At 42.5% G+C, this 13,095-nt stretch carries 2 protein-coding genes, 4 tRNA genes and 5 rRNA genes (1 of these 11 cut by a window edge); all 11 read left to right on the plus strand.

Annotated features, from left to right (window positions below):
• Positions 1-42: 42 nt before the first annotated feature.
• The gene (locus tag L0669_RS10415) at positions 43-1,269 is read left to right on the plus strand and encodes a polysaccharide deacetylase family protein (RefSeq protein WP_263763267.1); all 1,227 of its coding nucleotides are present in this window, start codon (positions 43-45) and stop codon (positions 1,267-1,269) included.
• A 93-nt stretch (positions 1,270-1,362) separates the two neighbouring features.
• A complete protein-coding gene (locus tag L0669_RS10420; protein ID WP_263763269.1) occupies positions 1,363-2,370 on the plus strand; it encodes an LLM class flavin-dependent oxidoreductase in 1,008 nt (335 codons plus the stop codon).
• An 895-nt stretch (positions 2,371-3,265) separates the two neighbouring features.
• Positions 3,266-4,779: ribosomal RNA gene (locus L0669_RS10425) — 16S ribosomal RNA — on the plus strand.
• 128 nt (positions 4,780-4,907) lie between these two features.
• Positions 4,908-4,981: transfer RNA gene (locus tag L0669_RS10430), tRNA-Ile, on the plus strand.
• A 182-nt stretch (positions 4,982-5,163) separates the two neighbouring features.
• A tRNA-Ala gene (locus L0669_RS10435) sits at positions 5,164-5,237 on the plus strand.
• A 135-nt stretch (positions 5,238-5,372) separates the two neighbouring features.
• Positions 5,373-8,256, plus strand: a 23S ribosomal RNA gene (locus tag L0669_RS10440).
• Between the two features lie 156 nt (positions 8,257-8,412).
• A 5S ribosomal RNA gene (gene rrf / locus L0669_RS10445) occupies positions 8,413-8,522 on the plus strand.
• 1,420 nt (positions 8,523-9,942) lie between these two features.
• Positions 9,943-11,456: ribosomal RNA gene (locus tag L0669_RS10450) — 16S ribosomal RNA — on the plus strand.
• A 128-nt stretch (positions 11,457-11,584) separates the two neighbouring features.
• A tRNA-Ile gene (locus L0669_RS10455) sits at positions 11,585-11,658 on the plus strand.
• Positions 11,659-11,840: 182 nt separating this feature from the next.
• Positions 11,841-11,914, plus strand: a tRNA-Ala gene (locus tag L0669_RS10460).
• A gap of 135 nt (positions 11,915-12,049) precedes the next feature.
• A 23S ribosomal RNA gene (locus L0669_RS10465) occupies positions 12,050-13,095 on the plus strand; it runs 1,838 nt beyond the window's last position.
• The 16S, 23S and 5S rRNA genes sit together here with 4 tRNA genes alongside, the layout of an rRNA operon.

The raw sequence follows: 13,095 nt of genomic DNA on the forward strand, positions 1-13,095 counted from the left end.
AAAAGAAACGTATCTTTAAAATCTCTAAATCAGTCCTATCAAATGAAAATACCACAACCAATTCTACTAGCAGCCTTACTCATAATTAATGGAGTGTTTTTCTGTTCAGCAAATAATATCAGTAGACCAATAGATCCTCCCAAATCGATTTTAATTTCATTTAAAATCAAATTAAAATCAGCCCAAAAAGTAAAAATTGAAACAGCATCTTTAAAATACAATAAACATTTAGCCTATAGTTTTACACTTGATGATGGTTATCGATCTGCTTATCTAACCGCTTTTCCTTTATTAAATGGAGGAAAAATAATTGCTCCCGCAATAAGCGAATGGAAAAACGACCAAGGCGGAGACGGAACAAACTCAAAAGGACTTTTTTATTCAGACGGTTTAGGAAATAAAATTCCTTTCAAATTAGCTTTAGCCATAAACGGAGGAGCAATTGGCGATGCACCACAAAATAGAGGACATCTCTCCTGGGATGAGGTAAAAGAAATGTACGATGCAGGTTGGGATATTTTAAATCACGGTTTACATCACGCTACCAAACACGGAACAAATTTCCTGACCGAAGTAACAGAGAATACAACCTCGATAAAGAAAAACTTAGGATTTACCATGTCGCAATTTGTAGTTCCAGGCGGTGAAAGCGATCCCGGATATCAGTTAGAATACGAAAGAGACGCCCTTGCCAATGGTTCTTTTTCCGTTGCGTCCTATGTAGGAGCAGGGCCAGTTATCAAAGTAGATCAAAAAGTAAATCTTGATAAAATGATTTATGCCCGAACTTTTGTGCAAAGTTCAAAAGACACAATTACTTTCAAAACCATGGATCACTTTTTAGCAACGTTCGATTCAGTGGCAAAATTACCCAACCCAATTTGGTACAACGAATTTACACACGGAGTAGGGAATGGCGATCTTTGGAATTTAAGTATGCGTTTTCCCGATTTCAAATATTACATGACAACAATCGCAAACAAATACGGTTCAACCGGAAACGATTCCATCTGGATGGCACCTTGGCAAGAAGTATATGAGTATATTTGGTTACGAGATAAAGTCAAAATCAATTACGAACAGAAAGATAAAGAAGTTTTAGTTACAATCGAACTTCCTGAAATTCCTGAAACATTTAGATATCGCGCCATTTCATTAATTGTAGATACAAAGTCAAAATTCGAAATAGAATCAAAAAAATCCAATATTGCCATTTCCAGCGATGGTAAAACAACACATAAACTCATTAACCTTCAATTCAATCCATAATACTTGTAGGTACAAATATTATAATTCTATTAACACGAAAGAATTTAGGCTTTGTCGTAAATGAATTAATTTTGCATAAAAGCTACATTATATATGAAAGACCCAATTTCAATCTCGATATTAGAATTAGCTATCATCACACAAGATAGCAATGCACCCGAAACATTTCAAAAAACAAAAGAAATAGCGCAACTTGCAGACAACTTAGGTTATAAGCGTTTTTGGCTGGCCGAACATCATAATATGGCGCACGTTGCCAGTTCTGCAACCGTAGTCTTAATTGGTTATATCGCCAGTCAAACAAAAGACATACGAGTAGGTTCAGGCGGAATCATGTTACCCAATCACTCTCCTTTAATAGTGGCCGAGCAATTTGGAACTCTGGAAACACTTTATCCAAATAGAATCGATTTAGGATTAGGAAGAGCACCGGGAACAGATCAGCCAACCGCCGAAGCCATCCGAAAAGACTTTTTTGAGCAAGCGCAACGTTTTCCTCAAAACGTTACCAAACTTCAGGATTACTTCTCAGCCGAAAATGCTACAGCAAAAGTGAGAGCTTTTCCAGCCGAAGGAACCAATGTTCCAATCTGGATTCTGGGTTCAAGCATGGATAGTGCTGCCCTTGCAGCAGCTTACGGATTACCATATGCATTTGCAGGACATTTTGCACCACGCCAAATGATACAGGCCTTTGAGTTCTACCGCGAAAATTTTCAGCCATCATCAGTTTTAGATAAACCAAAAACAATGGCCTGCGTCAATATCATTTCCGCCGATACAAACGAAGAAGCCGAAAAACTATCTACAAGCTTATATCAAATGTTTCTTAACCTAATTAGAAACGACCGCAAAGGTTTACAGCCGCCCGTAGATTCACTAGACGATATTATGAGCGAAGAAGAACGTTTCCATGTCAATCAAATGACCGCATGTACCTTTACAGGAAACAAAGAACAGCTAATAACAGATCTTAAAAAGTTCATCGACTACGCACGCGTAGACGAGCTAATGGCAACAAGCCCAATTTTCGATCATCAAGCCAAGCTCAAAAGCATCCACATTACAAAAGAAGTAATAGATGGTATAAACAATATATAAGGACAGTTTTCCTTATCCTAATATATAAGGTAAGATTTCAACCCCCAAACCCGACAGTTTTAAAAGCTGTCGGGTTTGTTTTTTTTGTACCTATATATAAGAGCAACTATTGTCAGGCTGAGCGAAGTCGAAGCCTTTAGATTTTAGATTTTAGATTTTAGAATTTGGAATTTGGAATTTGGAATTTGAAAAATTTGGAATTTATTTTTAAGGATCAGGAGCTATTTCCCGCTATCCACTCCAATCTTTTGTGCCGAACCCCGGCACAAAAGGATTTCCACTACTATCGGGGCTAGGGGAGCAGCTTTCAAAAGAAGTTTGCAATAATAAAAGAGAAGTAAAACGCTCCAAAAATCAAAACTTAGCGCCTTTGTGTCTCTGCGAGATTAAAAAAGAAGTCAAAATATAGCCTTGCGTTCTTTGCGAAATAAACCCAAAGAGAAGAATTCTTAGCGTCTTTGCGGTAAAATCAATCCAAACCACCTAAAACCTCACAAGGATAAAAAAAACTTAGTATTGTAAAAAACACCAAACCAGTCACTTATAAAAAAGATTGAAAATAGTTTGAAAAAGCTATTGTTTAACTGAATAAACTACCTACTTTTGCACCCGCAACAACGATAGACGTTCACTGAAATACTGACAAGCCAACGAAATCAAAACGAAAATTTATTTTCAAAAAAAAAAGATCAAGAAAAGCTTGTGAGTAAAGAAAGAAAGTTTTAAGTTTGCACCCGCTTTGAGAAACAAGCGAAAAGAAAAGAAATACACGTTCGTAGACATATTGAATTGACAGCCGTTTTAACAGAGATGTTAAAACAAAAGAATAAGAGTAATAGAATCGAGAGATTTGAAAAGAACCGATAGATAACATCGCAATATAATATAAAAATATACGATGAAGAGTTTGATCCTGGCTCAGGATGAACGCTAGCGGCAGGCTTAACACATGCAAGTCGAGGGGTATTAGTTTTCGGACTAAGAGACCGGCGCACGGGTGCGTAACGCGTATGCAATCTACCTTTTACAGAGGGATAGCCCAGAGAAATTTGGATTAATACCTCATAGTATTATAGAATGGCATCATTTTATAATTAAAGTCACAACGGTAAAAGATGAGCATGCGTCCCATTAGCTAGTTGGTAAGGTAACGGCTTACCAAGGCTACGATGGGTAGGGGTCCTGAGAGGGAGATCCCCCACACTGGTACTGAGACACGGACCAGACTCCTACGGGAGGCAGCAGTGAGGAATATTGGACAATGGGCGCAAGCCTGATCCAGCCATGCCGCGTGCAGGATGACGGTCCTATGGATTGTAAACTGCTTTTATACGAGAAGAAACACTCCGACGTGTCGGAGCTTGACGGTATCGTAAGAATAAGGATCGGCTAACTCCGTGCCAGCAGCCGCGGTAATACGGAGGATCCAAGCGTTATCCGGAATCATTGGGTTTAAAGGGTCCGTAGGCGGTTTAATAAGTCAGTGGTGAAAGCCCATCGCTCAACGGTGGAACGGCCATTGATACTGTTAGACTTGAATTATTAGGAAGTAACTAGAATATGTAGTGTAGCGGTGAAATGCTTAGAGATTACATGGAATACCAATTGCGAAGGCAGGTTACTACTAATGGATTGACGCTGATGGACGAAAGCGTGGGTAGCGAACAGGATTAGATACCCTGGTAGTCCACGCCGTAAACGATGGATACTAGCTGTTGGAAGCAATTTCAGTGGCTAAGCGAAAGTGATAAGTATCCCACCTGGGGAGTACGTTCGCAAGAATGAAACTCAAAGGAATTGACGGGGGCCCGCACAAGCGGTGGAGCATGTGGTTTAATTCGATGATACGCGAGGAACCTTACCAAGGCTTAAATGTAGATTGACCGGTTTGGAAACAGATCTTTCGCAAGACAATTTACAAGGTGCTGCATGGTTGTCGTCAGCTCGTGCCGTGAGGTGTCAGGTTAAGTCCTATAACGAGCGCAACCCCTGTTGTTAGTTGCCAGCGAGTCAAGTCGGGAACTCTAACAAGACTGCCAGTGCAAACTGTGAGGAAGGTGGGGATGACGTCAAATCATCACGGCCCTTACGCCTTGGGCTACACACGTGCTACAATGGCCGGTACAGAGAGCAGCCACTGGGTGACCAGGAGCGAATCTATAAAACCGGTCACAGTTCGGATCGGAGTCTGCAACTCGACTCCGTGAAGCTGGAATCGCTAGTAATCGGATATCAGCCATGATCCGGTGAATACGTTCCCGGGCCTTGTACACACCGCCCGTCAAGCCATGGAAGCTGGGGGTGCCTGAAGTCGGTGACCGCAAGGAGCTGCCTAGGGTAAAACTGGTAACTAGGGCTAAGTCGTAACAAGGTAGCCGTACCGGAAGGTGCGGCTGGAACACCTCCTTTCTAGAGCCTCGAGTGTTAGTTGACTTATCAACACGCTGAGGAAAAAAGATGTCTATTTAAAGGAACTGAATCTATGAGATTCAATTACTCTTGCTGTTAGTTCAAATAATAAATTTTAAGTAAAACAGAGTCTCGTAGCTCAGCTGGTTAGAGTACTACACTGATAATGTAGGGGTCGGCAGTTCGAGTCTGCCCGGGACTACTTTTTTAGAGTTTTGAATTATAAATTATGAATTATAAGTTATAATAAAAAAAAACAAACAAACTAAAGAAGACTGAAAAGCTTAGAAAAAGGAAATTCTGGAAGTTGGAATTCACCAAAAGAAATTAGAGAAGAATTCAAGAAATCTAAAATCTGAATTCTACAATCTAAGATTGAAAAATGGGGGATTAGCTCAGCTGGCTAGAGCGCCTGCCTTGCACGCAGGAGGTCAACGGTTCGACTCCGTTATTCTCCACTGGTCCGAAAGGACAAAAGTTCATTGACATATTGAGATAAGAAAATAATAAAAAGTAGAAAGCGTTTTTTGTTATCGTAGTAATACGAATAATAAAAAACAAAAAAAAACGGTCATATTAATTTATGATTGGTACAATAAGCAAAATAAGGGCGTATGGGGGATGCCTTGGCTCTCAGAGGCGATGAAAGGCGTGATAAGCTGCGAAAAGCTACGGGGACGGGCACACACCGATTGATCCGTAGATACCTGAATGGGGCAACCCACTATGTTGAAGACATAGTACACCGATAGGTGGGCAAACCCGCTGAACTGAAACATCTAAGTAGGCGGAGGAGAAGAAAACAAAAGTGATTCCGTAAGTAGTGGCGAGCGAACGCGGATTAGCCCAAACCAATGTTGTTACGGCAATGTTGGGGTTGTAGGACCACGACATTTTATGTACAAGGAACCGGAAGTTACTGGAAAGTGACGCCATAGAGGGTGATAGCCCCGTATGGGTAACGAGTATAATAGATAGTGGTATCCTGAGTAGGGCGGGGCACGTGAAACCCTGTCTGAATTTGGCGGGACCATCCGCTAAGGCTAAATACTCCTGAGAGACCGATAGTGAACCAGTACCGTGAGGGAAAGGTGAAAAGAACCGTGAATAACGGAGTGAAATAGATCCTGAAACCATACGCTTACAAGCGGTCGGAGCCCTTTCGTGGGGTGACGGCGTGCCTTTTGCATAATGAGCCTACGAGTTAACGTTGCTGGCAAGGTTAAGTGGTTAAGCCACGGATCCGTAGCGAAAGCGAGTCTGAATAGGGCGCTTTAGTCAGTAGTGTTAGACGCGAAACCGTGTGATCTACCCATGGGCAGGATGAAGCTGTGGTAACACACAGTGGAGGTCCGAACCGGTTGACGTTGAAAAGTCTTCGGATGACCTGTGGGTAGGGGTGAAAGGCCAATCAAACTCGGAAATAGCTCGTACTCCCCGAAATGCATTTAGGTGCAGCGCTGTGCATAAAGTTATATAGAGGTAGAGCTACTGATTGGATGCGGGGGCTTCACCGCCTACCAATTCCTGACAAACTCCGAATGCTATATAATGTTTCACAGCAGTGAGGGCTTGGGTGCTAAGGTCCAAGTCCGAGAGGGAAAGAACCCAGACCATCAGCTAAGGTCCCCAAATATATACTAAGTTGAAAGAACGAGGTTTGTCTGCCCAGACAGCTAGGATGTTGGCTTGGAAGCAGCCATTCATTTAAAGAGTGCGTAACAGCTCACTAGTCGAGCGGACGAGCATGGATAATAATCGGGCATAAGTATATTACCGAAGCTATGGATTTGCAGTTTACTGTAAGTGGTAGGGGAGCATTCTAACAGGGTTGAAGGTGTATCGTAAGGTATGCTGGACTGGTTAGAAAAGAAAATGTAGGCATAAGTAACGATAATGCGGGCGAGAAACCCGCACACCGAAAAACTAAGGTTTCCACAGCTATGCTAATCAGCTGTGGGTTAGTCTGGTCCTAAGGCGAACCCGAAAGGGACAGTCGATGGCTAACGGGTTAATATTCCCGTACTACTAATTACTGTGATGGGGTGACGGAGTGATGAAAGCGCCGCGAACTGACGGAATAGTTCGTTGAAGTACCTACCTATAAGATGCGCAGGCAAATCCACGCGTCTTGGGGAAATACGATAGTACTCGGAGTCTTCGGACAAAGAGATAGTGCGCCTAAGGGCTTCCAAGAAAAACCTCTAAACTTCAGGTAATTAGTACCAGTACCGTAAACCGACACAGGTAGTTGAGGAGAGAATCCTAAGGTGCTCGAGAGATTCATGGCTAAGGAATTAGGCAAAATAGACCTGTAACTTCGGGAGAAAGGTCGCCCTGAGCAATCAGGGCCGCAGTGAAGAGGTCCAGGCGACTGTTTATCAAAAACACAGGGCTCTGCAAAATCGTAAGATGAAGTATAGGGCCTGACACCTGCCCGGTGCTGGAAGGTTAAGAGGAGATGTTATCTTCGGAGAAGCATTGAATTGAAGCCCCAGTAAACGGCGGCCGTAACTATAACGGTCCTAAGGTAGCGAAATTCCTTGTCGGGTAAGTTCCGACCTGCACGAATGGTGTAACGATCTGGACACTGTCTCAGCCATGAGCTCGGTGAAATTGTAGTAACGGTGAAGATGCCGTTTACCCGCAGTGGGACGAAAAGACCCTGTGCACCTTTACTATAGCTTAGTATTGACCTTGGATAAATGATGTGTAGGATAGGTTGGAGACTGTGAAGTGGCGTCGCCAGGCGTTGTGGAGTCATTGTTGAAATACAACCCTTTGTTTATCTGAGGCCTAACCCCGTTTTGCGGGGGACATTGCTTGGTGGGTAGTTTGACTGGGGTGGTCGCCTCCAAAAGAGTAACGGAGGCTTCTAAAGGTTCCCTCAGTACGCTTGGTAACCGTGCGTAGAGTGCAATGGCATAAGGGAGCTTGACTGAGAGACATACAGGTCGATCAGGTACGAAAGTAGAGCATAGTGATCCGGTGGTTCCGCATGGAAGGGCCATCGCTCAAAGGATAAAAGGTACGCCGGGGATAACAGGCTGATCTCCCCCAAGAGCTCATATCGACGGGGGGGTTTGGCACCTCGATGTCGGCTCGTCACATCCTGGGGCTGGAGAAGGTCCCAAGGGTTGGGCTGTTCGCCCATTAAAGTGGCACGCGAGCTGGGTTCAGAACGTCGTGAGACAGTTCGGTCTCTATCTACTGTGGGCGTTAGAAATTTGAGTGGATCTGATTCTAGTACGAGAGGACCGAATTGGACAAACCTCTAGTGTATCTGTTGTCCCGCCAGGGGCACCGCAGAGTAGCTACGTTTGGAAGGGATAAGCGCTGAAAGCATATAAGCGCGAAACCCACCACAAGATGAGATTTCTTTTAAGGATCGTGGAAGATGACCACGTTGATAGGCTATAGATGTAAAGGCAGTAATGTCATAGTCGAGTAGTACTAATAATCCGTAAGCTTATGTACACCCTTTTCCTCCAGGGCAACTTGGAGGAAGAAACTTTCTAAAATAGTAAATAAAAGTACTTTTCTTTATCTCAGTATGTTAAGATATTGTTTTTAATTATGAATTGTAAATTATCAATTGTTAATTAAAAAAGTTACCTCAAGTAACAACGACCTTAAGGTGGTTATTGCGGCGGGGCTCACCTCTTCCCATCCCGAACAGAGTAGTTAAGCCCGCCTGCGCAGATGGTACTGCAGTTATGTGGGAGAGTATGTCGTCGCCTTTCTTTTAAGAATCCTCATCATTTATTTGATGAGGATTTTTTGTTTTATAACACTTTTGCGTTTTTATTTATTTAACCGCAAAGAACGCAATGAGCTTTACTCTTCTTTTGAATTATAAAGTTCGCAAAGCTGTACGGTTATCTATTGTGATTTAATCTAAAATTATGTGGTATAATGATTGGAATTTGGAATTTTATCCCAAGTCCAGGAATGGGAATTTCTTTTAATAAACAAATCGTCTGTTTTACACTAGACCGCGTTAGGGATGGAAGCGGTATCCTTTTGCGATATGCTAAATTTTAAAAATCTCATCATTTAGTTGGTGTTTTTTTTATTTTTTTATTATTATTATTATTATCTAAAGTTTAGAAAGTTTAAATGTTTTGCATGAGTTTGTTTGTGTGAATAGTCGCTTTGTTGATAAAAATGGTTGGCTTTTGAATTTATGATCCTTTTTGAAGTCTTAATTATCGATTTAATGCTAAGAATTTATTGTTGAATATTTTTTAGTTATTCTTTTGAGTTTTTCTATTCGGTCCTGGTTAAAGTTGTTTTCTTTTAGGGGAACTGAATAAATTGTTTTTATATGGTTTTATTGTTTTGAATGATTATCTAAAAGATAATTTTTGTGTTTGATGGATTAGTGTAAAGCTAGATAGTGGAATAAATTATCAAATTTGTGGTTTGCTGGTTTCTTGTGAAATGGTTAAAAGTAATGATAGTGTTGCTTTTTTAGAGGTTTACCTTTTTAGTAAAGTTCAAATGTGCGTTAATCCGCCCATTACAAAGTAACCATCAAGCGATATAAAAACCTGCGAAGTCTTCAAAATTGGGAGTTTTCAATCGAGGCTTATTATGAAAAGAGTAATGCGCTTAAGAAAAATCTTAGAAAGTTTAAAAAAGAAGAAAAGCTAAACTTTGTGTTATCAGAGTGTTAAGAAAAAGTTTCGAAAAACATTGAAATTATATAATAAAAAGGCTTGTAAATGTAAATAAAGGCGCTACTTTTGCACCCGCAACAACGATAAACGTTTACTGAAATACTGGCAAGCAAAAGCAATCAAAACGAAAATTTATTTTCGAAAAAAGATTAAAAAAAGCTTGTGGGTAAAGAAAGAAAGTTTTAAGTTTGCACCCCGCAAAATACGGAAAGTTCATTGATAAATTGGTAAGGTTTGAGAAGAAAAAAGAAAAGAAATTTTCTTTAGAAAAACTTCAAAAAACATTTGCCAGTTAGAAATAAGTTTTCTACTTTTGCACCCGCTTTGAGAAACAAGCGAAAAGAAAAGAAACACACGTTCGTAGACATATTGAATTGACAGCCGTTTTAACAGAGATGTTAAAACAAAAGAATAAGAGTAATAGAATCGAGAGATTTGAAAAGAACCGATAGATAACATCGCAATATAATATAAAAAATATACGATGAAGAGTTTGATCCTGGCTCAGGATGAACGCTAGCGGCAGGCTTAACACATGCAAGTCGAGGGGTATTAGTTTTCGGACTAAGAGACCGGCGCACGGGTGCGTAACGCGTATGCAATCTACCTTTTACAGAGGGATAGCCCAGAGAAATTTGGATTAATACCTCATAGTATTATAGAATGGCATCATTTTATAATTAAAGTCACAACGGTAAAAGATGAGCATGCGTCCCATTAGCTAGTTGGTAAGGTAACGGCTTACCAAGGCTACGATGGGTAGGGGTCCTGAGAGGGAGATCCCCCACACTGGTACTGAGACACGGACCAGACTCCTACGGGAGGCAGCAGTGAGGAATATTGGACAATGGGCGCAAGCCTGATCCAGCCATGCCGCGTGCAGGATGACGGTCCTATGGATTGTAAACTGCTTTTATACGAGAAGAAACACTCCGACGTGTCGGAGCTTGACGGTATCGTAAGAATAAGGATCGGCTAACTCCGTGCCAGCAGCCGCGGTAATACGGAGGATCCAAGCGTTATCCGGAATCATTGGGTTTAAAGGGTCCGTAGGCGGTTTAATAAGTCAGTGGTGAAAGCCCATCGCTCAACGGTGGAACGGCCATTGATACTGTTAGACTTGAATTATTAGGAAGTAACTAGAATATGTAGTGTAGCGGTGAAATGCTTAGAGATTACATGGAATACCAATTGCGAAGGCAGGTTACTACTAATGGATTGACGCTGATGGACGAAAGCGTGGGTAGCGAACAGGATTAGATACCCTGGTAGTCCACGCCGTAAACGATGGATACTAGCTGTTGGAAGCAATTTCAGTGGCTAAGCGAAAGTGATAAGTATCCCACCTGGGGAGTACGTTCGCAAGAATGAAACTCAAAGGAATTGACGGGGGCCCGCACAAGCGGTGGAGCATGTGGTTTAATTCGATGATACGCGAGGAACCTTACCAAGGCTTAAATGTAGATTGACCGGTTTGGAAACAGATCTTTCGCAAGACAATTTACAAGGTGCTGCATGGTTGTCGTCAGCTCGTGCCGTGAGGTGTCAGGTTAAGTCCTATAACGAGCGCAACCCCTGTTGTTAGTTGCCAGCGAGTCAAGTCGGGAACTCTAACAAGACTGCCAGTGCAAACTGTGAGGAAGGTGGGGATGACGTCAAATCATCACGGCCCTTACGCCTTGGGCTACACACGTGCTACAATGGCCGGTACAGAGAGCAGCCACTGGGTGACCAGGAGCGAATCTATAAAACCGGTCACAGTTCGGATCGGAGTCTGCAACTCGACTCCGTGAAGCTGGAATCGCTAGTAATCGGATATCAGCCATGATCCGGTGAATACGTTCCCGGGCCTTGTACACACCGCCCGTCAAGCCATGGAAGCTGGGGGTGCCTGAAGTCGGTGACCGCAAGGAGCTGCCTAGGGTAAAACTGGTAACTAGGGCTAAGTCGTAACAAGGTAGCCGTACCGGAAGGTGCGGCTGGAACACCTCCTTTCTAGAGCCTCGAGTGTTAGTTGACTTATCAACACGCTGAGGAAAAAAGATGTCTATTTAAAGGAACTGAATCTATGAGATTCAATTACTCTTGCTGTTAGTTCAAATAATAAATTTTAAGTAAAACAGAGTCTCGTAGCTCAGCTGGTTAGAGTACTACACTGATAATGTAGGGGTCGGCAGTTCGAGTCTGCCCGGGACTACTTTTTTAGAGTTTTGAATTATAAATTATGAATTATAAGTTATAATAAAAAAAAACAAACAAACTAAAGAAGACTGAAAAGCTTAGAAAAAGGAAATTCTGGAAGTTGGAATTCACCAAAAGAAATTAGAGAAGAATTCAAGAAATCTAAAATCTGAATTCTACAATCTAAGATTGAAAAATGGGGGATTAGCTCAGCTGGCTAGAGCGCCTGCCTTGCACGCAGGAGGTCAACGGTTCGACTCCGTTATTCTCCACTGGTCCGAAAGGACAAAAGTTCATTGACATATTGAGATAAGAAAATAATAAAAAGTAGAAAGCGTTTTTTGTTATCGTAGTAATACGAATAATAAAAAACAAAAAAAAACGGTCATATTAATTTATGATTGGTACAATAAGCAAAATAAGGGCGTATGGGGGATGCCTTGGCTCTCAGAGGCGATGAAAGGCGTGATAAGCTGCGAAAAGCTACGGGGACGGGCACACACCGATTGATCCGTAGATACCTGAATGGGGCAACCCACTATGTTGAAGACATAGTACACCGATAGGTGGGCAAACCCGCTGAACTGAAACATCTAAGTAGGCGGAGGAGAAGAAAACAAAAGTGATTCCGTAAGTAGTGGCGAGCGAACGCGGATTAGCCCAAACCAATGTTGTTACGGCAATGTTGGGGTTGTAGGACCACGACATTTTATGTACAAGGAACCGGAAGTTACTGGAAAGTGACGCCATAGAGGGTGATAGCCCCGTATGGGTAACGAGTATAATAGATAGTGGTATCCTGAGTAGGGCGGGGCACGTGAAACCCTGTCTGAATTTGGCGGGACCATCCGCTAAGGCTAAATACTCCTGAGAGACCGATAGTGAACCAGTACCGTGAGGGAAAGGTGAAAAGAACCGTGAATAACGGAGTGAAATAGATCCTGAAACCATACGCTTACAAGCGGTCGGAGCCCTTTCGTGGGGTGACGGCGTGCCTTTTGCATAATGAGCCTACGAGTTAACGTTGCTGGCAAGGTTAAGTGGTTAAGCCACGGATCCGTAGCGAAAGCGAGTCTGAATAGGGCGCTTTAGTCAGTAGTGTTAGACGCGAAACCGTGTGATCTACCCATGGGCAGGATGAAGCTGTGGTAACACACAGTGGAGGTCCGAACCGGTTGACGTTGAAAAGTCTTCGGATGACCTGTGGGTAGGGGTGAAAGGCCAATCAAACTCGGAAATAGCTCGTACTCCCCGAAATGCATTTAGGTGCAGCGCTGTGCATAAAGTTATATAGAGGTAGAGCTACTGATTGGATGCGGGGGCTTCACCGCCTACCAATTCCTGACAAACTCCGAATGCTATATAATGTTTCACAGCAGTGAGGGCTTGGGTGCTAAGGTCCAAGTCCGAGAGGGAAAGAACCCAGACCATCAGCTAAGGTCCCCAAATATAT

Source organism: Flavobacterium bizetiae (assembly GCF_024271895.1).
Classification (GTDB): Bacteria; Bacteroidota; Bacteroidia; order Flavobacteriales; family Flavobacteriaceae; genus Flavobacterium; species Flavobacterium bizetiae.

Excerpts from the sequence above, each read along its gene's own strand:
- L0669_RS10415 (WP_263763267.1), top strand. The coding sequence starts at position 43 with ATGAAAATACCACAACCAATTCTACTAGCAGCCTTACTCATAATTAAT.
- L0669_RS10420 (WP_263763269.1), top strand. The coding sequence starts at position 1,363 with ATGAAAGACCCAATTTCAATCTCGATATTAGAATTAGCTATCATCACA.